The following is a 21,401-nucleotide window of genomic DNA, read 5'->3' as shown; positions in this document are numbered from 1 at the left end:
CACCCCGGAAATCATCACACAACGTCGCGCTGTCCCGTCGTACTGAGCGATGAGCCGACAGGACGCGGGAAGAAGGGGGCGTGCGGATCATGGTCGCACCGCTCGTAGCACTCCGCCTGCCAGACAGGGCCCGATGCTCGCACTGAGAACGAGTCCGTCCGCAGGCTTGCGTCGGCGGAGGCGGAGGTGTGGTCGAGCTCACATTTCGTGAAACCCGTCACGCCGGCCCCGTTCCGATCCGTCGACACACCGACGGCGACGACTCAGCCCGGTCACAACGACCGGTGATCGCGGTACCGGCCGGCAACGAGGCGGGCGTGTGGTCGAGCTCACATCTTGTGGGACCTGTCACGCCGGCCCCGTTCTGATCCGTCCCGACGGTGACAACGACTCCGGACTCGCGAACAGCGACCGGACGAACGCAGGAGATGATCCAATGCAAGCCAGGATGTTCCGAGCCACCGCGCTCAGCGTGGCCGTGGCCGCGACCCTGTCCGGGGTGATCACGCTTCCGGCCCATGCCGGCGGTGAAGACGCCACGACCACGGTGCGGACGGTGGGCGGCTCCGAAGGCGAAGGCCCGGGGAGCCTGGTGTCGGCCAAGGCCATCGCCGACCTCGACCCGGTGCTCGGCTCGGTGACCGCGCGGGCGGATCGGATCGTCTATCGGTCCAGGTCGCTGAGCGGTGAGGACATCGTGGTCGGCGGAGTGCTCCTCAAGCCGAAAGGCAGGGCCCCCAAGGGGGGCTGGCCGGTGGTGTCATGGGCCCACGGGTCCAGCGGCATCAGCGATCGGTGCGCCCCGTCCACCACCCCGAACAAGGACGGCAAGGTCGACCTGTACGGCTACAGCGCCCTGGTCGCGGAGCTGCTGAAGGCCGGTTACGCGGTGGCCGCGACCGACTACGAGGGTCTGGGCACCGCCGGTGAGCATCCCTACATCGTGGCCGACAGCGAGGGCCGTGGCGTGATCGACGCCGTTCGCGCGGCGGTCCAGGCCGATTCGACGTTGTCGACCTCGTGGTTCGCCGTCGGGCATTCCCAGGGCGGGCAGGCCGCCATCGCCGCCGGGGAACTCTCCAAGAGCTGGGGGAAGGGCCTCGATTTCCGGGGCACGGTCGGGCTGGCACCGGTGACCGATGTCGGGCAGGCCTACAACTACGGTTCGCCCTCTCCGGTGGACCGTGGCTTCTACCTGCTGGCCCTGCACGGTCTGAAGACCGTGCACACCGGACTGCGGTACGAGCGGTTCCTCGGCGATCAGGCGATGGCCATGCTGCCCAAGGTGAAGACGGACTGCACCGCGAAGATCTGGGAGGACTTCTCGGCCGACTTCGGCGACAAGCTGAACGACTACCAGTTCACCCCGCAGACCCCCGAGGCGGCGCTGCGGCTGCAAGGTTGGCTGGACGCGCAGAGCGTGCCGCGCGGGAGGACTCCTGGCCCGATGCTGCTGCTCCAGGGTGACCGGGACCCGTCCATCAAGATGGCGGTGACCAGGCAGGCGGTTCGCAACGCTCGCGCGGCCGGCACCGCGGCCGAGTTCCGCCTCTACCCGGGCATGGACCACTACTCCGTGCTGACCCCCCGCAGCCAGGGCGGCGCGGCCACCGACGTCGTCAATTGGCTCAACAGCCACAAGACCCGATAGCAGCAGGCCACACACAACACAGGTTGGAGGGGAAGGCATGTTGACGGTACGCGCCGCGTGCGCCAGCCCGTTCACCGCCGTCCGCGACGGTGAGCGTGACACGATCTACGCCGAGCTCCTGAGCACAGGACCCGCCCATCCGGTGGCGACGCGCTTGGGACCGATCGGGTGGCTGATCACCGGACACGAGGAGGCGCGGTCGCTGCTGTCCGACCCACGGCTGGTCAAGGGCGGCTGGCAGTACGGGACGTACGCGGCCAGGTTGCCGCAGGAACTGGCCCGCGGGGCCTACTCGCACATGCTGTTGGCCGATGGGGCGGATCACGCCCGGCTGCGCAAGCTGGTGACCTCGGTATTCACCCGGCGCAGGATCGAAAAACTGGCCCCGAGGATCCAGAAGCTGACCGACGACCTGCTGTCGGCATGTGACGGCTCCGACTCGGTCGACCTCGTGTCCGCGCTGGCTCTTCCGCTGCCGATGGGGGTCATCGGCGAAGTGCTGGGCATCCCCCAGAAGTTGCGGGAACACTTCCGGCGATGGACGGCTCCGATCGTCTCGCCCGGAATCTACGGCTACCAGGAGTGCGAGGCCGCCACCGCCGCGATGCTCGCCTTCGCCCGCGACCTGATCGCGAGCAAGCGCCGCATCCCGCGGGACGACCTGCTCTCCGACCTGATCGCCGCCAGGGACGGCGCCGAGCGCCTCAGCGAGGACGAGCTGACCTCGATGGTCTTCCTGTTGGTGATCGCCGGGCACGAGACGACGGTCAACCTGATCGCCAACGGCGTGTACGCGCTGCTCGCCAACCCCGGCCAGCTCGCCCTGCTCCGCGACGATCCCGGACTGCTCGATGCGGCGATCGAGGAACTGCTGCGCTACGACGGTCCGGTGCAGACCACGACGCCGTACGTGGCGGCCGAGCCGATCGAGGTGGGCGGCGTGAGGATCGAGGCAGGCGAGACGGTGATCATCGCGTTGCAGGCGGCCAACCGCGACCCGGCCCACTTCCCCGAAGGCGATCGGCTCGACCTCACCCGTAAAGGCACCCCGCACACGGCCTTCGGCCACGGCATGCACTACTGCCTCGGCGCGTCCCTGGCCCGGGTCGAGGCCCGCATCGCCCTTGGCGCGCTGCTGGCCCGCTACCCCCACCTGCGGCTCGACACCGGCCCCGGCACCGTGACCCGCTACGCGTCCATGGTCATGAACGGGCTGACCGCCCTGCCCGTACACCTGCGCTGAGTCTGGGCGACGTCAAAAGCTCTTTGCCCGCAATAGGGGATGAATATGGCGCACAGCGGCATAAATCGGGCAAAAGGTGACCTGGAGATTTTTGTGGTACGCCCAGCTGGATCGCGAAGGAGTGCCGTGGTGCCACCTGACCGGGGGCGGACCGCCTCCTCCCTGCGCCCGATCTTCGACGGGCGCGGCACGGTCGTGCCCGATGAGCGCGTCACCCTGGTCAACGTCGCGTTCAGACGGCCTGCACGGCAAAGATTTTCCAGCCGTACCGCGAACGTCATCACAACGGACGGTCCTGTTCCGTCGAAGGAGAAGGAGGAGACCGAAGGAGACGGGGTGATGAGGAAAGCGCACGGTGCTCATGAGCGACCGTGGGTCGGCACGTGAGCGTGGAGGCGCGTTCGTGAGGGAGCACGACAGGGCGACGCGGCGGCGCGTGCGGTGACCCGGTTCGGTCCGGCCGCACTCTCGGCCCGACAGCCGTGACGCCAGGGGCGGAAGAGGGCCCTGACGATACCGGCGCCGCGGCGCCCCCTTGATCGCTTCCCTCCTTGGACTACTTCCTGGTACAGGAGAAAGCGGGGATGGCATATGACGAATCGTGAGATCGAGCGGCAGCTCAGGGCGGGTTTCGCAGATCCAGGGGACATCGGTGAGCCGGTGGCGCGGCGCGTCGTCGACACGGGTTTTCCGACGACGCCGCGGGCCCGGCGCGAGGCGAGCCCCAAGCCGTTCCGGGGGACCGCTCCGTGGGCAGGCACTCCGGCCGGTGTAGGGCGCGACAGCGACGTGGCGAAAATCCGCGTCTTCGACGAACGCGACGTCGGCGAGGTCGGCGAGGTTGTCCTGGGCGAGGACGGTATTCCGCGCGGGATGGCTCCCGATGGTGTCGTCCTGGTGCACTCGACCGTGCCGGTCGACCACGTCGCCGACCTGCGCCGGCGGTGCGCGCCCCGGGACGTCACCGTGCCGGACGGGGCGATCAAGGGCACCTTCACCCGGCCGCGGAACGAAACGCGGGAGAGTCGTCGTGCCGGCTGACCGGGGGCAGGACGCCTCCTCCCTGCGCCTGATCTTCGACAAGCACACCGCCGTGATGATGGATGAGCGCGTCACCTTGGTCAACATCGCGTTCAGGATGCTGGGCTGCGCGCATGAGGCCGAGGATGTCGTGCACGAGGCCTTCGCGCGATGGTTCGCCCTGTCCGACGAGGCGCGGCGCGAGATCCGGTCGCCGGTCGCCTGGCTGGTGCGGGTGACCTGCAGGATCTGCCTGGACCAGCTCGGCTCGGCCCGGGCCCGCCGGGAGCGGTACGTGGGGGACTGGCTGCCCGAACCGTTGCCCGATGACTCCCGGTGGGGCGGCACCGGCAGGAACAGCTCCGGCGATCCCGCCGAGCGGGTGGCTCTCGACGACTCCGTCAGCATGGGCATGCTCGTCATGCTCGAATCCGTCACCCCCGCCGAGCGGGTCGCCTTCATCCTGCACGACGTCTTCGACCTGCCGCACACCGAGATCGCCGGCATCGTGGGGCGTAGCGCGGAGTCCAGCCGCCAGCTGGCCGCCTCGGCCCGGCGCCACCTGCGCTCCGACCGGCGCCGCGCCGTGAGCACCCACCAGCACCGCAGCATCGTCTCCGCCTTCAGGAACGCCTGCGAACACGGCGACCTCGACACCTTGATCGGCCTGCTCGACCCCCAGGTCACCGTGCGCGCCGACGGCGGGGGAAAGGTCCGCGCGGCCCTACGGCCGATCCTCGGCCCCGAGAAGACGGCGCGTTACTTCCTCGGCCTGCTCCGCAACAGGTTCGCCCGGGAACTCACCGAGGAGAACGTCAACGGCTGCCCCGGCCTGGTCAGCCATGCCGACGGCGAGGTCAACGGCATCATGGCCTTCGCCGTCCGCGGTGGCCGCATCACCCAGATCTGGGTGATCGTAAATCCGGACAAACTCCATGCCTGGAAGGGGTCCGGCCTCTGAGAGGTCGGACCTTCCGCGTCGACCGGTACGGCAACAGGACCAGCATGGCCATTCTCGGTCGTCTTCCGGACGGTCCGCGCATGATGCGGCGGGGCGAGGTCGAGGACGCCGCTTTCGAGGCGCTGCCCGGCGACTGACAAGACCCCGAAAGCCGCCTCGCCGGCCTTCATCTACGCGGAGCCATCTTGTGGATCCGAAGCCTTCAGCCCACCTGAAGATCCGAAGTCCATGTAGGCCCTGGGACGCGACCTCGGCCGACGCCGAACCCGTCGGCCCGCCCGGCCGGGGGCTCCCGGCGGGGAAGGCGTCCGCGAGGCGTTCACCGAGTACGGAGACCCGGCTGAAGGGCGCGGCCCGCTTTTTTCCGGGAGCGCGGGCAGGCCCCGTCGAGATCGCCGCCTTGTCGCGCGCGGAAGGCATTGACGTTTCGTCCCGCGGAGTTCACCATCCATTTGGCAGCGGGTGTCAACGTTGACATATGTCAACGTTGACTTCCCCGCTATCCCGTAAGGACAGATCGCCACCACCCGAGCTTCGACAGGCCCCGACACCCCCGCCCGTCCTCGACAGAAGGTGCGCAGCTCGATGTCCACATTCGCGTTACCAGGCCGTCGCGTCGTCTCCGCGATCCTCTGCGCCGTGATGACCGCGGTCGCCCTCGTCGCCGTCCCCGCCGGTACGGCGCGGGCGGGAGTGCCCGCCGACTATCCCGAGTATCCCTACGCCCCCACCGCCTACGACGAACCGTTCCGCGGCCAGTTCCACTTCAGCTCGCAGAGCGGCTGGATGAACGACGTCAACGCGCCGCTGTACTACCGGGGCACGTACCACCTGTTCTACCAGCACAACCCGCACGGCCTGAACTGGGACACCATGCACTGGGGGCACGCGACCAGCCCCGACCTCGTGCACTGGACGCAGAAGCCGATCGCCCTGGAGCCGGGGGTGCACGACGCCACGCTCTTCTCGGGCGGCGGCTGGGTCGACACGCGCAACGCGACCGGCCTGAAGAACGGGGACCACGACCCGATCCTGCTGTTCACCAACACCAACGGAGTCTCCATCGCCTACAGCACGGACGGCGGCAACCGCTTCCAGATGTACGACGGCGGGGCGAAGGTCATCTCGACGCCGTACGAGAGCCGCGACCCCAAGGTCTTCTGGGACGCCGCCCGCAACCGCTGGGGCATGGTGTTCTGGGGCAACGAGGGCGGCAACACCCTGAAGTTCTTCAGCTCGACGAACCTGCTCGCGTGGACCTACCGCGGTGAGTACCGCGCCGACTGGGCGTTCGAGTGCCCGGACATCTACCAGCTGCCCGTCGACGGCGACACGGGTGACCAGAGGTGGGTCCTGAACGACGCCCAGGGCGAGTACGCGGTCGGCACTCTCAACGGCGACGGGGTGTTCGTCCCGGACCCCGGCTTCCCGGCGCCGCAGCGGATGGACCAGGGACGCGCCGGATTCGACGGTTCGGTGTACGCGGGCCTCACCTTCACGAACCTCCCGACGAACCGGGTCGTCCAGATGTTCTGGCAACCCGGCAACCGCGGCTCGACCTGGACCGGCAACGCGTCCTTCCCCGCCCAGCTCTCCCTGCGCCGCTTCCCGGAAGGCCTGCGGGTGACCCGGCTTCCCGTCGGCGAGATCTCGGCGATCCGTCAGCCCGCCCAGACGTGGGGCACGCGGACGATCACGACGAACGACGGCACGGACCCCTTGAACGGCGTCAACGCGGACACCTACGAACTGATCTCCGAGTGGGACCTCACCGGCGCCACGGCCGCCGAGTTCGGGTTCCGGCTGCACCAGCGCGCGAACGGGTCCAGCGACCGGACCATCGCCTACAACCGCGCCCTGCGGCAGATGGAGGGAAAGCCGCTCGCCCCGGTCGGCAACCGGATCAGGATGCGCGTACTGGTGGACCGCGGCCAGGTCGAGGCGTTCGGCAACGACGGGCGGCTCTCGTACACGGAGAACACGAACTTCGACTCCGGAGCCGGCAGCCTGGGCATCTCCGCCTACGCGGCCGGCGGCGACGTCACGCTGGTGTCGCTGACCTTCCACCGCCTCGACAAGATATGGGCTCCGGCGGCCGGTGGAACGGGCGAGATGCGCTGGAACGGGACGAACAAATGCGTCGACATGGACCCGGCCGCCACCAACGGCGCCGCCGTCCGCATCTGGGACTGCTGGAACGGGCCGAACCAGCAGTGGAGACACAACGAGAACGGGTCACTCGGCATCGGGGGGATGTGCGTCGACCAGCCCGCCGAAGTCATCGGCAACGGCGCCCCGCTGCAGGTGTGGGCGTGCAACGGGGCACCCCAGCAACGCTGGACCCGGGTCGGGAACGCGTACCGCAACGCGTGGTCCGGCCGCTGCCTGGACCTGTCGTACGGCGACAGCGTCAACGGCCGCCGCCTCCAGGTGTGGGACTGCGTCGGCGGCGGGAACCAGTCGTGGGGCTATCCGGTGTAGGCGAATCTCCCGCCACCCCGGCACGGGCGCTCCTCCTGCGCCGGGGTGGCGGCACGGGCAAGGCGACGCAGGCACGGTGAGGCAGGCACGGCAGGGCAGGCACGACAAGCTTTCGACAAGCCCGCGTGGCTAGCGTGCACCGCAGCTAAGTCGGGAGTCGCCATGCCTGCTTCGGTGTCAGCCGGTCCGCGAATTCGTCCGGGCAGGGGAGACGGCGGCTCTTTCCCGATGGCATGCGGAGTCCTGATCGCGTTGGGTGGCGCGCTGGCGGCCTTCGCCTTCAACGCGACCTACGCGAGGGGCTGGATCGACCTGGAGGTCTATCGGGAAGGCGGGGCGGCGGTACTGCGGGGCACCCCTGTCTACGACTTGATCGTGGGTGGGAGAGATCTGAGGTTCACCTACTCACCGTTCGCGGCGATGCTGTTCACGCCCCTCGCCCTGGTCGGGACGGAGGTCGCCGTCGCCCTCTGGGTGCTGATCTCCATACTCGCCCTGGAGGTGGTGGTATGGATTCTCGTCGGCCGTAACACGGTGAAGGACCGTGGCCGCCGGGCGACCCGCACCCTGCTGGTCGTCGCCGTGACGCTTCCCCTGTATCCGGTCGCGCTGACGTTGTGGAACGGTCAAATAGGCATCCTCCTGCTGCTGGTGACAGTCGTGGACCTGACGCACGGCAAGGAGAAGTGGCACGGCATAGGAACGGGCATCGCCGCCGGCATCAAACTCACCCCGCTGATATTCATCCCCTATCTTCTCGTCAGGCGCCGTTTCCGGGCCGCCCTGATGGCCGGTCTCGGTTTTCTCGGCACGGTCGTCCTCGGACTCCTGCTGCTGCCCGCCGATTCGCGTGACTACTGGGGTGGCGCGTTCTTCGACACGCAACGGGTGGCCGCCGAGCAGGGCGTGGATGTCTTCAACCAATCGCTCCGCGGCGTGCTCATGCTCGTGCCCGGCTCCTGGCCCGTCGTGCCTCTCTGGCTCGCCCTGTGCGCGGTGGTCGGCGCGGGCGGACTCCTGGTCGCCGCCCGGACCGCGAGGAAGGCGGGCGAGCTCGCCGGAATCACCGCCTGCGCCGTCGTGGGGCTGCTCGTCTCACCCGTCTCCTGGCCGCACCACTGGGTCTGGTGCGTACCGCTCCTGGTGCTCTGGGCACAGCGCGCGGACTCCACACTGGAGAAGGCGGGCGTGGGGCTCCTGTGGTTCGTCTTCCTGCTGCCCGGATACGTCACCCTGACGACACTTCTCGTGTATCCGTCCCATGCTGGAACGTGGTTGATGTCGCTGATGGGCAGCTACGTGCTCAGCGGGCTGTCGACATTGCTGGCACTCGCGGCTTGTTCCGGCCGGAGCGACCGGCGGCAGAGGAAGGCACGTGCCGGAGGACGGCCGGAGATCTTCAACGGCCAGGATCACATGGCCCGACCCCGGCGTGACCCGGCAGCCGACCGCCGCGAAACCACTTGAAGCACATCAAGGCATCCTGACGGCGTTGCTCAGGCCCATTTTCTCTCGGCTTTCACGCTGTTGAGAAAGGTGTTCCATTGGGTGGGGGTGAAGAGGAGTTTGGGGCCGTCGGGGTCTTTGGAGTCGCGTACGGCGACCAGGCCGGGGTGGCCGGTGGTGTCTGTGAGCCTCGCGACCTCGACGCAGTCGCCGCCGTTGTCGCCGGAGAAACTTGACTTGATCCACTTGACGTTACTCAGGTCCACTTTTCCTCTACCGCCCTTTGGATGAGCTCGATGGACATTTTCAGCGGCAACGCTTCGGTCCGAATGGCCTCGAAACGCTCCACGGCCGCCGTGACGTCTTCCTGATCGCTTGTTGTGAGACCTCGCACGGCCGTCTCCGCATACAGTACGTCGCCTCCTCCGTCCAGCGTCGCGATTACGAACCCGCCCATCAGGCCAGAATGCATCCCGTGAGGTATCACCTGAACGCTCAGCCGTGGATTGACCACCGAAATCAGGCGCTCTAACTGCTCTTTCATTGTCTTGTGGCCACCGATCGGGCGATGGAGAACCCCCTCGTCGACCACACATCGATAGATCGGGGGTGGAGGGTCCTCGCGGATGAGGATGGCCTGGCGGTGCAGGCGGGCCTCCACCGCAGCCTCGTCTCCACGTAGCACTACGCGGGCGTATGCCTCGGTCTGAAGCAGCCCGGGAATCACCAGAGGCTGATAGGTCCGGAGAGTGACCGCGACCTGCTCCTTGTCGTGCCACTTCCCGAACCAGGGAGGAAAGGACCGCCCCTTCCTCCAGTCGAGGAGTCGACGGAGGGCGCCGCCGGTCTCAAGGGTTTCGTCGCAGATCTCGGCGAACTCCGGGCTGGCCGGGAGTTGCCCCGTCTCCACCCCGCTGATCAGGGACTCGCTGAAGTGGATCCGCTCGGCGAGCTGACCCTGGGTGAGACCCGCCGCCTTTCGGTAGTGACGCAGCTCTCTGCCCCAGATCGCCTGAGGCGTATAGAGATCAGGGATGATGCCCTCCTTGTCGGAGTTCAACAAAAGACCGGTGAACTCCAGCTCGCAGGTTTCGTAACCATTCGACTACCAAGGGTAGTGGTTTCTCGGCACGCTGAACATAAGAAATCCGAGGCGGAGAGAGAAAACATGGAAGAGGCACTCAAGGCGAGCGCGGCGCTGACCGAATATCGCTACACGATGAATCCCGGCCTTTCCCCGCTGGGGGAGAAGTGGATACCGCGCGAACCGGGAAGTGTCGCGTCCGCCCGCCGGTTCGTGCGTGACGTCGCCACCGACTGGAAGGCGACGGGGGACATCCCGGAAATCGCCGAACTCCTGACCTCGGAACTCGTCACCAACGCCCTCGCGTACGGCTCCTCGGACGTTTCCCCCATGAGTCCCGTCCGTGTCACGGTCGGCAGGGAGAGGGAACTGCTGACTGTGGACGTCCATGACGCCTGCATCGCGATCCCGCGTCTGAGGCGGGCAGGAGATCTGGAGATCTCCGGCCGTGGTCTCGCCATCGTCCAGGACCTCTCCCGCAACTGGGGCTGGACCCTCAACCCCTACGGCAAGTCCGTCTGGTTCCAGCTGGCGGCCTGGCCGTAGGTTTTCCGGTGGCTCGAATCCGGCCAGTACAGTACGTGGGTGACGAACCTACGGGAACAGATTCTCGCCGAACTCGGCGTCAAGGCGACCATCGTCCCCAAGGTCGAGATCCGGCGACGGGTCGACTTCCTCAAGGACTACCTGCGGGCGACCCCGGCAAAGGGCTACGTGCTCGGGATCAGCGGCGGCCAGGACAGCACGCTGACCGGCAGGCTGTGCCGCCTCGCCGCCGAGGAGCTGCGTGCCGAGGGGCACGAGGCCACCTTCGTCGCGGTGCGGCTGCCCTACGGCGTGCAGGCCGACGAGCACGACGCGCAGATCGCGTTGGAGTTCGTCCGGCCCGACCGGTCGATCGCGGTGAACGTCAAGCCGGGCGCGGACGCCGTCGCCGCCGAGACGGCGTCCGCCCTGCGGGAACTGTCAGGGGACGAGCTGCGGGACTTCGTACGCGGCAACCTCAAGGCCCGCGAGCGCATGGTGATCCAGTTCGCGATCGCCGGGCAGCTGGGCATGCTCGTCGTGGGCACCGACCACGCGGCCGAGGCGGTGACCGGCTTCTTCACCAAGTACGGCGACGGCGGTGTCGACGTCACCCCGCTGACCGGGCTGACCAAGCGCCAGGGCGCCGCCCTGCTGCAGGAGCTGGGCGCGCCGCCGAGTACCTGGGAGAAGGTGCCGACCGCCGATCTTGAAGACGACCGGCCCGCGCTGCCCGACGAGGTGGCCCTCGGCCTGACGTACACCGAGATCGACGACTACCTGGAGGGTGCCGAGGTCACGCCGGAGGTGGCGGCGAAGGTGGAGTCGCTCTACCTCGCGACCCGGCACAAGCGGGCCGTCCCGGTCAGCCCGCTCGACGACTGGTGGCGGGCCACGAACTAGCCCCCACAGCCGCGAGCCCGTCTCCCGCCACCGGGCGCGGGCCGGGCGCGCAACCGCCGTCGCCGAAGAGCTCGTGGGTCACGCACTCCGCGGCGTCCCGGCGGAGGGTGTCAGGGCAGGTGGACGGGCGGGAAGATCTGCTCGGCCCGGTCGCGCCTGGTCAGCAGGTCCCAGTACTGCTCGGCCAGCTCGGCGGGGTCGACGGTGGGGTTGCCGCCCAGCGACGGGTCGGCCTGCGAGGCGAGCCGGTGCCCGAGGCTGCCCTCCACCCAGGCGGCCACCGTGACGGTGCCCGCGTAGACGCCCTTGCCGGCGAGTTCGGCGTTGAGCGAGTGGATCCAGTTGCGGGCCGCTGCCATGACCGGGCCGACCCCGCTCATGCCGGGGGCGGCGAGCACGGCGGACAGCCCCTGGCCGAGCAGGATGCCGCCGTCCCCGCGCTCGATCATCTGCGGCAGGACCGCGCGGGTGATCTCGACGGGCGTGTACAGGTAGAGGTCGACGATGGCGCGCAGGGCGTCGGCGGTCAGCTCGGCGGCGGGGACGAACGGCGCGCTCGCCCCGATGGGCGCGTACTCGACCACGTCGATCCGCCCGAACCGTCCCGTGATCCCGTCGATCAGCGCGGGGACGGCGGCCGGGTCGGACAGGTCGGCCGTGAACGGCGCGGCGTCGATGCCCTCCTCGGCGAGCGCGGAGGCCAGCGCGTCGAGAGGCTCCCTGCGGCGGGCCACGAGCGCCACGGTGTAGCCCTCGCGGCCGAAGCGACGGGCGACGGCCGTCCCGAGGCCGCTTCCCGCGCCGAAGATCGCGATTGTCCTGGACATGAGGCACTCCTCGAAGTGAATGAAGTGAATGAAGTGAGTGAAGTGAATGCTGAGACGGCCGGCCGGGTGATCCGGCGGGCCTCGTGGTGGGTCGCCCGTTCGACCGGGTTTTCCCGTACGGCCGGATGGGGCGTGGGTGGGTCCGGGGTCCGCGGTCCGGGGCCGTAAGAGCTCCCCGGGGCTGTGACCTCTGATTCCTCTCATCAGTGCGGTAGCGACATGATGCGTTAGAATCGGCACCCTTACAAAAGGCACACGGGTGTTCGTGCCGAACGTGAAGGTGTGAGATGAGCGATGCCCGCCCTGCCCGCCCGACCGCGGGCCCCTGTGCGCTGTGGCCCGACGACACCGACTTCATCCGGGAGGTCCTCGAGCGCGCCGGCGACAAGTGGAGCACGCTCGTCATCGCGACCCTCCAGGACGGTCCGCGGCGTTACACCGACCTCTACCGCTCCATCCCCGGCATCTCCCAGCGGATGCTCACGCTCACGCTCCGCCACCTGCGGCGTGACGGCCTTGTCGAGCGCACGTCCTATCCGGAGGTCCCGCCGAGGGTCGAATACGCTCTCACCCCTCTGGGCGCCACCCTGCTGAGCACCGTGCTCGCCCTGGCCGCGTGGGCCGTGGACCACCACCTGGAGATCCGCGAGAACCGGACCCGCTTCGACGCCCTCACCCGATAGGCGGAGGGTCCGCCCGGCGTCCAGGGTGCCGGCTCGTGCGACCGCCAGGGCGGACGACCCGCCCCCCCTCGGTGGATCTCTCCCTCGACCAGCACGACGCCCCCTGGCTCGAAGGACGCCTGTGGGGTCTCGCCGAGGAGATCTCCGAGACCTTCCAGGAAACCGCCCGCTGCGCGCGCCACGTCAACGCCATCGCCCGGGGGAGGAGGCACTTCACCCCCCAGGGCGTCGACGAGTTGCGACGCCTCGTCGAGGAGGACCTGAGGCTGCACCGGGCGGAGCTGCCCGGCGGCTACCGGGAGGCGTACAACGAGATCAGCCGTGGCCTCGACACCCCCTCGAAGGTCACCGCCACCCCCACCACCACCGCGCCGGCCTCCGTGCGCCGCGCCCTCGCCTGCCGGATCCAGCGCGACCGGCTCAGGGGTGACGCCTGAGACCTCGTGTTTTGGCGTACGGATGCCGCTGCCGCCCGCCGTACCGGGTCGGAACGTGTGATCCTGGCGGCGGGCGCCGGGGCGCCCCGGGCGGGATGCCGCCGCATCCGGCCGGATGAAAGTGGAACACCGTCCGGTTTCATGCCCGTGTGCAGCTTTGTTGCAGCTTCCGTCCCCGCCATTGACGGCTTTTGACGGCCGACGTTATGGTCCAAGTGGTCGGAAAGCGCTTTCCGTGCCATCTTTTGTGGACTCGTGTGCCTTCGCTCGGTCCGAAAAAGGCCGACATCGACAGACCTGAACCTTCGCGTGCTCGCCACATCCGCGTCCGGTCCAGGTGAGCGCACGTCCACGCCGACCACTTTCCTGACCAGGTGTTCGTACACGAAGGTGAGACGAGGATGAGACGAGCAGTCGCGCTGCGACTCAAGGCGGCGCTGGCCGTGGCGGTCACCGCGGCCGCGGCCGGTGTGGCCGTGCCGGCGATGCAGGCGTCGGCGGCGGTCGGCAGCGCCACCGGTTACGCGACCGGCAACGGCGGGACCACCGGCGGCGCCGGCGGGCAGACGGTGCGGGCCACCACGGGGACCGCGATCCACGCGGCCCTGTGCGGCCGGGCGAGCAGCAGCACCCCGATCACCATCGAGGTCGAGGGGACCATCAACCACGGCAACACCAGCAAGGTGTCGGGTTCGAGCTGCAACACCGCCGCCGGCGTGATCGAACTCAAGCAGATCAGCAACGTCACGATCATCGGGGTCGGCAACGGGGCCGTATTCGACCAGCTGGGCATCCACATCCGCGACTCCAGCAACATCATCATCCAGAACGTGACCGTACGGAACGTCAAGAAGTCGGGCTCGCCCACCTCCAACGGCGGTGACGCCATCGGCATGGAGAGCACCGTCCGCAACGTCTGGGTCGACCACGTCACCCTGGAGGCCTCGGGCGGGGAGTCGGAGGGGTTCGACGGCCTCTTCGACATGAAGGACAACGTCCAGTACGTGACCCTGTCCTACAGCACCCTGCGCAACTCCGGCCGCGGCGGGCTCATCGGCTCCAGTGAGAGCGACCGCTCGAACGGCTTCATCACCTTCCACCACAACCTGTACGAGAACATCGACTCCCGCACACCCCTGCTGCGGGGCGGCATAGCCCACATCTACAACAACTCCTACGTGAACCTCTACGAGTCCGGCATCAACTCCCGGGCCGGGGCCCGCGCCAAGGTGGAGAACAACCACTTCAAGAACTCCAAGGACGTCCTGGGCACCTTCTACACCGACCAGGCCGGCTACTGGCAGGTCGCCGGCAACATCTTCGACAACGTGACCTGGTCGGCCCCCGGCGACGACAACGCCCCCGCCGGCCCCAACCCGCAGTCCAACACCACCGTCAGCGTCCCGTACGCCTACAGCCTCGACGGGGCGAGCTGCGTGCCGGACATCGTCCGCCAGACGGCGGGCGCCAACAAGGGGCTGCGGGTGTCGAACGGCAGCTGCTCGCCGCAGACACCGACGCCCACTCCCACGGTGACGCCGACGGTGACGCCGACGGTGACGCCGACCCCCACGCCGACGGTCACCCCTCCGCCCGGCGGGACCAACCTCAGCATCGGGGCAGGCTCCGACGGGTCCAGCAAGGCCGACGGGACGAGCTACGGCAACGTGCGCGACGGCAGCCTGAGCACCCACTGGTCGCCGTCCGGCTCGACCGGTGACATCTCGATCAAGTGGAGCTCCGCCAAGACGGTCTCCAGCGTCGTCATCCGCGAGGCGTCGGGCTCCGCGGGCGCCATCGGATCCTGGCAGCTCCTCAACGGCGGCACCGGCGCCGTCCTGAAGTCCGGCAGCGGAGCGGGCACCGTCACCTTCGCCGCGACCTCGCTGAGCAAGATCACCTTCCGGATCACCGGCTCGACCGCCACGCCGAAGGTCGCCGAGTTCGAGACCTACGCCGGATAGCGGACCGGCCCGGAACCCTGGGCGGGGCCGTCGGTGCCGCCCGGGGTTCCGGGCCGGCCCTCCAGGTTCACCAAGCGCGTTCGGCCGGTAACGCAGGGGGGTTCGCGATCGATGAGCGAGTGACGCGTTCGTTCGAGGCGACCGGATCTCCGGTGCCGGTCGCCGGATCGTGGTGATTGGAGGCCCATGCCCGGGCGGGTGGTGGCGGATATCGGCCACGGAGTGGTCGCCGACGTGTTTCCCGAGGAACTGCCGGTGTTCGCGGCGGTCAGCTCGGCCTATTTCGACGACCCGGACCGGACGCTGTCCGGCAAGGACCGCAACGGCGGGCCGCTCGGGTTCGGTCTCGTAGAGGTGACCGCCCTGATGACGCCCGCGGTGTTGTGGGTGGTCCAGGTCGTGCTCCAGCACTACACCCAGCCGTACATCGAGAAGGGGGCGGACGGGCTGCGGTCGAGGGCGGCGCGCCTTCTCCGGCGACGCGGGAAGGGTGTGCCCGGGCCGGACGACGTGGACGCCGAGTCGTTGCGGGCGCTCACCCCGGAACAGCGCGCCGAGCTCCGTGACGTCGCCGTCGACGCCGCGCGGCGGCGCGGGCTCTCACCGGAGCAGGCCGAACTGATCGCCGAGGCGATCGTTCACCGGATTCCCGGGGCCGGTGACGAGCAGGGCCCGCCGAACCGGCCGTGACGCCTGTGCGGCCGGCCGGTGACCCGGTGGCCATGCCCCCCGCCGGCACCACCACCCGGTTCATCATGCTGATCACGCTCGTGATGGCAGGCGGGCTCTTCACGTTCTACGAGCTCTACTTCCTGGTCCCGGGAAACTGGGACCACTTCATCTCGGTCTTCTCCCGCTGTTTCGCCGATCCGCGGATAAGCGTGCCGGATCCCGACGACTTCGAACGGGCCCGCAGGCTGCTGGCCGTCTGCCAGGCACCCGCGTTCTACGACAAGGTGGCGTGGATCGGCTGGGGATTCCTGCTGCTGACGGCCGTCGCCGCGCTGCTCTACGGGATGCATCCGGTGTGGATCAGGCGCCGAGGCGGGCTGCGGCCCTACGTCCGGGACGAGGACAACGCGGAGGTGCTCGGCTACCTGGACGCACTGCGGTCCAGGATGGGGCTGGCCAGGGCGCCCGCGTGGTTCGTCGCGCCGCGCTCGATCCGCACCGGCGGCGGGCAGGCGTTCGGCCTGCCGTGGCGCCGCTGCGTCCGGCTCGACGCCGGGCTGATCATGCTCTACACCCGTGACCGCGCGCTGTTCAGGACCGTGGTGCTGCACGAGCTGGCGCACCTGCGCAACCGGGACGTCGACAAGACCTATCTGACGATCGCGATCTGGTGGTCGTTCGTCGCCGTCGTCGCGGTCCCGCTGCTGGGGCTGGTCGGCTACGCCGCGCTACCGGGGCCGACGGTCACCCGGGACGCGATGTGGTCCGAGCTGGTGCCCTACATGGTGGACCGGCCGCACAACGTGGGGCAGGCCCTGGTGGTGGCCGTTCTGGTGTATCTGGTGCGCAACGCCATCCTGCGGGTCAGGGAACTGCACGCCGACGCGGTGGGCACGGCGTACGACGAGCCGGTCCCGGCCGCGGACCCCGGCCCGCCGGACCCCGGCCCGCCGGGTCGCGGGGCCGCCGTCCGGTGGTCGTGGCCGAGGTTCGGGCTGGGCACCCACCCGGCGCCGGAGTGGCGGGCGGCGGTACGACGGCGCCCCGAACTGCTGTGGCGGCCGACCCTGTGGGAGCTCGCCGGCGTCGGTGTGGTGGCCGGGCTGCTGGGAAACAGCCTGGATCTGCTGGTCAGGGGTCTGTTCCTGGACGCGTTCGGCAAGCTGAACACCTTCGGCGGCGAGGCGGCGGTCGGAGCGGTGCTCGGCCCGCCGCTCACCGCTTTCCTGGTGGTGTCGCTGTGGCGGGCGGCGGCCGGTGACACCGGCCACCGGATCCGGTGGTGGCACTGCCTGGTCCAGCCGCCGGTGCTGGCGCTGGGGGTCCTCGCCGGGCTCGCGCTGCCGCTGCTGATCCACTCGTTCAACACGACCCCGTACGCGCTGGCGTCGTCGCGGGTGTGGTGGGGCGATCTCGGCATCCTGGTCACGGCCGGGGTGCCGCTGGTGCTGGGAGGCGTGCTGGTGGCCTGGTGGTTCCGGTCGGCCACGCGGGGGACGCCGTCGGCCGTTCACGCCCGGTGGTCGATGGTCGCCGCCGCGACCGCCGTGTTCCCGTGGTTCCTCGCCTGGTACGTGTCGCTGGCCGCGGACGGGCCCTCCTCGGGCGCGAACCCCGCGATCGGGTGCTGGCTGGGCGGGCCGGTGTCCGGTGATCCGGCCGGTTTCTTCTGGACCCTGGGCTGCGCGCAGGCCTTCCCGGTGCTGAACCTCGTCGAGCTCAACCCCGTCACGCTGCCCGGCCTGGCCCTGCTGTGGCTCGTCCCGTCGATCGCGGCGCTGCGCGGGCGTGCCCCTGGGCGGGGGCGCGCCTCGTGGCGGCGGGCACCGTTGGTGGGGGCGGCCGGTGGCGTGATCGTGATCGCCGCCGGTGTCGCGCTGCCCCACTGGGCGCGGGCCGCGGTGCCGGAGGCGGTGCGGCACGACCTCGGCGCGGAGGGAGCGAACTTCGACCTCGCGTACTGGCGCGCCTACCTCATGATCGCGGTGCTCGCCCAGGCGGCCGTGGCGCTCGTCACCGCCGGTGCCGCCCGCCGTGACCGCCCCGGCCTCGCGCTGCTGGCCGCCTCGGTGACCGCCGTCGTCGCGACCGCCGGGCAGATCGGCTCCTACACCGTCGCCCGGTGCGTCGACCTGATGGAGACGCGCCCGTCCCGCTGCCTGCCGGAGGTGGTGGCCTCGCGACTCGCCGCCGACCTGCACACCGTCACGCTGTACGGGCTGCTCGCGGTCATCCCCGCCGTACCGATCGGAGTGCTGGCCGGCACGCTGTGGCGGCGACGGAGCCGCCCGCCGGGTCCGAGCGCCGAAGGCCAGGCCGATCCCCGGCCGCCCGTGCCGGCGGGTGCCGTGATCGGCTGCCTGGTCGTGGTCACGGTCACGGCGGCCGTGCTGGTCATACCGATCGCCTGGCTCAACTGGGCCCGGTGGGGGGCCGGGTGACCGTACCGGCCGGATGCCACCGGGGCCGGCGGCGTGGCCCGCCCGGTGCCCCGGCTACCCGGCGGTGTCGCTGCCGAGATGCCGGATCCGTTCCTTGAGCGCCGCCGCGTCCGGGCCGTCGAGCTGGTCGAGGATCGTCAGCGCGGACCGCCAGCGGTCGCGGGCGCTGTCGAGGTCGCCCGCCGCGGCGTGCGTCTCGCCGAGGTGGGTCAGGATGGTGGCCTCGAACGAGCGCTCGCCCAGTTCCCGGAACAGGTCGAGCGCCTGCCGGTAGTGGTCGGCCGCCTTGTCGAAGTGGCCGAGGTGGTGGTGGGCGTAGCCGATGCTGTCCAGCGTGCACGCCTGGCCGAACCGCGCGCCGGCCCGCCGCTGCAGGACGAGGCCCTCCTCGCCGCAGGTGACGGCCTCGTCGTAATCGCCGAGGCGGGCGTGGCACCAGCCCATCATGTTGAGGGCGTTGGCCTGCCCGGTGACGTGGCCGGCCGAGCGGAAGAGGCGCAGGGCCTGCGACGCGTGCTCCAGCGCCGTACGGTATTCGCTCTGTCCCTCCAGCGCCAGCGCGAGGGTGATGTGCACGTGGGCGAGGACGGTGTCGTCACCGTGCTCGGCGGCCAGCGCCAGCGCCTCCGCGAGGTGGGCGCGCGCCTCGTCGAGGCGGCCCATCTGGGCGCAGGCGTTGGCCAGGCCACGGAGCACCCTGATCTGGCTCGGCCGGTCACCGAGACGTCTGGTCGCCTCCAGCGCCGTGCGCTGCGCGGCTATCCGGTCGGTCCAGTGTCCCCGGCGCTCCAGGAACTCGGTCACCGTCCAGGCCAGTCGCCAGGCGTAGGCGTCGGATCCCGTACGGTCCGCCTGCCGTACGGCCGAGAGCAGGTTGCGGTGCTCCGCGGTGAACCAGTGCGCGGCCCGCTCGGTGTCGGGCACGTCGCCGAGCGTCACGTCCGGTCCGGGCTCCGCCGCCGTCACCGGGTCGCGGTGCGGGTTGAGCAGTACGGCCGCCGCCTGGGCGGTGTGCAGGTAGTGGTCGAACAGCCGGCGCGCCGCCGCGTGCCGGTCGGCGGCGGCGTCGTGCCGGGCGAGTTCGGCGCTGTAGGCGCGGAGCAGGTCGTGCGCGGCGAACCGGCCCGGCCGGTGCTCGGTGACGAGGCCGGCCGCGGTCAGCTCGGCGAGCAGGTTCCGCGCCGCCCGCGGGGTGACGCCCGCCAGGCTCGCCGCGGCGGCCGTGGCGATGTCGGCGCCCTCGGACAACCCGAGCAGGCGGAACAGGCGCGCCGCGCCGGCACCCAGCGTGCGGTACGACCAGGAGAGGACCGCGCGGACCTCGCCGGTCTCGTCGCCCGCGCTGAGGGCGTCGAGCCGGTCGCGCTCGTCGCGCAGCTCGTCGGCGAACGCGGCCAGCGGGGAGGCCGGGTGCCCGGCGGCGCGGGCGGCCACGATCGCCAGGGCCAGGGGCAGCCGCGCGCACCGGGTGATGATCTCGTCCACCGCGCCGGGTTCGGCGGCGGCGCGCTCGGGGGCCAGGCGGCGGGCCAGCAGCCGCCGCGCCTCGGCGACGGTCGGCGGGTCCAGGAGCAGGGGGCGGGCACCCTCGACGGCGACGAGGCTGGTGAGCCGGTTACGGCTGGTCACCAGCACCAGGCAGCCGGGCGCCCCGGGCAGCAGCGGCCGTACCTGCTCGGCGTCGCGGGCGTTGTCCAGGACCACCAGCATCCGCCGCCGGGCGAGCAGGCTGCGGTACAGCGCCGTCTGCGCGCCCACGTCGGACGGCAGCTGCGAGGCCGGTACGGCCAGGGCGTGCAGGAACCCGCCGAGCGCCTCGCCCGGCGTCGTGACCGGCCCGTCCGGGGCGAATCCTCGCAGGTTGACGTAGAGCTGCCCGTCGGGGAAGCGGCCGGCGACCCGGTGGGCCCAGTGCACCGCCAGCGCCGTCTTGCCCACCCCCGCCGTACCCGACAGCACCGTGACGGGAAGCGCGGTGGGCTGGTCGGCGCCGAGGGCGAGGAACGCGTCGAGGTGCGCGAGCTCGGCGCGGCGCCCGGTGAACCCGCGCACGTCCGGCGGCAGCTGCGCCGGCGGGACGGTCGTGGCCCCCGTGCCCTCCGTGACCGTGGGCGAGGCGGCGCCGGTCTCCTCCGCCGTCTCCTCCACCTCCTCCTCCGCCGGTACGGGGGAGGGCGCCGGCCCGTTCCCGGACAGGATCGCCCGGTGCAGCTCGCGCAGCTCGTTCCCGGGGTCCAGGCCCAGCTGGTCGGCGAGCCGCCGCCGGAACGCGGCGTAGCAGTCGAGGGCCTCCGGGACGCGCCCGTCGGCGTGCAGGGCGTGCATCAGCGCCGTGACCAGCGGCTCCGACAGGGGGTTCTCCAGCAGCAGGTCGGTGAGCGGGCCGACGACCGCGGAGGCGTCCCCGAGACGGAGCTCGGCCCGCGCCCAGTGCGCCGCCGCGTCGAGACGCTGCTGGTGCCACGCCTGCCGTACCCGGGCCGCCCAGTCACCCTCGACGCCGCCCAGGGGAGTGCCCCGCCACAGCTCCAGAGCCTGCCGCAGCAGCCGGGCCTCCTCCGCCTCCGCGCACCGCCCGCTCCGCGCCCGCCCGACCAGCCGCCGGAAGCGGTGTACGTCGATGCTGTCGGGGTCGACGTCCAGCGCGTACCCCCCGCTGCGGCGCGAGAGCCGGGCCGATTCCCCCTCGTCGGGGCTCGCCCGCTCCAGCACCCGCCGGATCCGGGCCAGGTAGACATGGAGCGCGTGCCGTGCCCGTTCCGGCGGAGCCTCGCCCCAGACCCGGTCGACCATCGTCTCCACGGGAACCGGCCGTGGCGTGTCCACCGCCATGGCCGCCCACACGGCCCGCTGCCGCGGTGGCCCGAGATCCACCGGCCCGCCGGCCGTCCACAGCTCCAGCGGGCCCAGCATGCGCAACTCCATGATGAGCCTCCCCGTAGCGCCGGCTTCCTTCTGCCCTGTCGACCAGGTGATTGAGAATTCTGCAGGGTTTTGATCACTTTCCTGGCTGATGCTGAACCCGCGATCAACCTGTGTCAACCGGTTCGCGGGAGGAGCGGG

General features: G+C 70.4%; 17 protein-coding genes. 13 read left to right on the top strand and 4 right to left on the bottom strand.

The annotated features are described in order from the left end of the window. Window positions 1-436: 436 nt before the first annotated feature. The 6 genes from ACFYWM_RS36010 (at window position 437) to ACFYWM_RS35985 (ending at window position 8,823) form a co-directional block, all read left to right on the top strand. On the top strand, window positions 437-1,651 hold the full coding sequence (locus ACFYWM_RS36010; protein WP_389923422.1) for an alpha/beta hydrolase family protein: 1,215 nt from the start codon (window positions 437-439) through the stop codon (window positions 1,649-1,651). 37 nt (window positions 1,652-1,688) lie between these two features. Then, window positions 1,689-2,894: a cytochrome P450 gene (locus ACFYWM_RS36005; protein WP_389923420.1), complete on the top strand. Its 1,206-nt coding sequence runs from the start codon at window positions 1,689-1,691 to the stop codon at window positions 2,892-2,894. A 591-nt stretch (window positions 2,895-3,485) separates the two neighbouring features. Further along, complete coding sequence (locus ACFYWM_RS36000; protein ID WP_389923418.1) at window positions 3,486-3,935, top strand: hypothetical protein; 450 nt, start codon at window positions 3,486-3,488, stop codon at window positions 3,933-3,935. Then, window positions 3,925-4,875: an RNA polymerase sigma factor SigJ gene (sigJ, locus tag ACFYWM_RS35995; RefSeq protein ID WP_389923415.1), complete on the top strand. Its 951-nt coding sequence runs from the start codon at window positions 3,925-3,927 to the stop codon at window positions 4,873-4,875. The genes ACFYWM_RS36000 and sigJ overlap by 11 nt, the downstream gene beginning before the upstream one ends. 585 nt (window positions 4,876-5,460) lie before the next feature. Further along, window positions 5,461-7,356: a ricin-type beta-trefoil lectin domain protein gene (locus tag ACFYWM_RS35990; protein ID WP_389923412.1), complete on the top strand. Its 1,896-nt coding sequence runs from the start codon at window positions 5,461-5,463 to the stop codon at window positions 7,354-7,356. A 228-nt stretch (window positions 7,357-7,584) separates the two neighbouring features. Next, window positions 7,585-8,823, top strand: coding sequence for a glycosyltransferase 87 family protein (locus tag ACFYWM_RS35985; protein ID WP_389923410.1), 1,239 nt, complete (start codon window positions 7,585-7,587; stop codon window positions 8,821-8,823). Window positions 8,824-8,852: 29 nt separating this feature from the next. Here ACFYWM_RS35985 and ACFYWM_RS35980 read toward each other — a convergent pair whose 3' ends face one another. Beyond that, window positions 8,853-9,068, bottom strand: a complete 216-nt coding sequence (locus ACFYWM_RS35980) for a DUF397 domain-containing protein (RefSeq protein ID WP_389923408.1) — start codon at window positions 9,066-9,068, stop codon at window positions 8,853-8,855. Continuing rightward, window positions 9,059-9,862, bottom strand: coding sequence for a helix-turn-helix domain-containing protein (locus ACFYWM_RS35975; RefSeq protein ID WP_389923406.1), 804 nt, complete (start codon window positions 9,860-9,862; stop codon window positions 9,059-9,061). The genes ACFYWM_RS35980 and ACFYWM_RS35975 overlap by 10 nt, the downstream gene beginning before the upstream one ends. 108 nt (window positions 9,863-9,970) lie before the next feature. Here ACFYWM_RS35975 and ACFYWM_RS35970 point away from each other — a divergent pair, with 108 nt between their 5' ends. Together ACFYWM_RS35970 and nadE are read left to right on the top strand one after the other, a co-directional pair. After that, the gene (locus ACFYWM_RS35970; RefSeq protein WP_389923403.1) at window positions 9,971-10,432 is read left to right on the top strand and encodes an ATP-binding protein; all 462 of its coding nucleotides are present in this window, start codon (window positions 9,971-9,973) and stop codon (window positions 10,430-10,432) included. Window positions 10,433-10,471: 39 nt separating this feature from the next. Further along, window positions 10,472-11,314, top strand: a complete 843-nt coding sequence (gene nadE, locus ACFYWM_RS35965) for an ammonia-dependent NAD(+) synthetase (RefSeq protein WP_389923400.1) — start codon at window positions 10,472-10,474, stop codon at window positions 11,312-11,314. A 110-nt stretch (window positions 11,315-11,424) separates the two neighbouring features. Here the strand turns inward: nadE and ACFYWM_RS35960 are convergent, their stop codons facing one another. Continuing rightward, entirely contained in the window at window positions 11,425-12,141 is a 717-nt protein-coding gene (locus tag ACFYWM_RS35960; protein WP_389923397.1) for an SDR family NAD(P)-dependent oxidoreductase, read from the bottom strand. Between the two features lie 287 nt (window positions 12,142-12,428). Here ACFYWM_RS35960 and ACFYWM_RS35955 point away from each other — a divergent pair, with 287 nt between their 5' ends. The 5 genes from ACFYWM_RS35955 to ACFYWM_RS35935 all read left to right on the top strand — a co-directional run bounded on the left by ACFYWM_RS35955 (window position 12,429) and on the right by ACFYWM_RS35935 (window position 18,338). Further along, window positions 12,429-12,824: a winged helix-turn-helix transcriptional regulator gene (locus ACFYWM_RS35955; RefSeq protein WP_389923394.1), complete on the top strand. Its 396-nt coding sequence runs from the start codon at window positions 12,429-12,431 to the stop codon at window positions 12,822-12,824. Window positions 12,825-12,859: 35 nt separating this feature from the next. Further along, entirely contained in the window at window positions 12,860-13,261 is a 402-nt protein-coding gene (locus ACFYWM_RS35950; RefSeq protein WP_389923392.1) for a hypothetical protein, read from the top strand. A 401-nt stretch (window positions 13,262-13,662) separates the two neighbouring features. Further along, window positions 13,663-15,225, top strand: coding sequence for a polysaccharide lyase family 1 protein (locus ACFYWM_RS35945; RefSeq protein WP_389923390.1), 1,563 nt, complete (start codon window positions 13,663-13,665; stop codon window positions 15,223-15,225). 186 nt (window positions 15,226-15,411) lie between these two features. Continuing rightward, window positions 15,412-15,915 (top strand): hypothetical protein, encoded by a 504-nt coding sequence (locus ACFYWM_RS35940; protein WP_389923387.1) that lies wholly within the window; start codon window positions 15,412-15,414, stop codon window positions 15,913-15,915. A 26-nt stretch (window positions 15,916-15,941) separates the two neighbouring features. Next, window positions 15,942-18,338 carry a hypothetical protein gene (locus tag ACFYWM_RS35935; RefSeq protein ID WP_389923384.1) on the top strand — a complete coding sequence of 799 codons (2,397 nt, stop codon included), beginning with the start codon at window positions 15,942-15,944 and terminating at the stop codon, window positions 18,336-18,338. A gap of 54 nt (window positions 18,339-18,392) precedes the next feature. Here ACFYWM_RS35935 and ACFYWM_RS35930 read toward each other — a convergent pair whose 3' ends face one another. Beyond that, window positions 18,393-21,263 (bottom strand): BTAD domain-containing putative transcriptional regulator, encoded by a 2,871-nt coding sequence (locus ACFYWM_RS35930; RefSeq protein WP_389923382.1) that lies wholly within the window; start codon window positions 21,261-21,263, stop codon window positions 18,393-18,395. Window positions 21,264-21,401: the final 138 nt, after the last annotated feature.

It is taken from the genome of Streptosporangium sp. NPDC002721 (genome assembly GCF_042888905.1).
In the GTDB taxonomy this organism is placed as follows: domain Bacteria; phylum Actinomycetota; class Actinomycetes; order Streptosporangiales; family Streptosporangiaceae; genus Streptosporangium.
The sequence above is the reverse complement of the archived record's forward strand: the minus strand, read 5'-3'. Positions and strand labels throughout refer to the sequence as shown.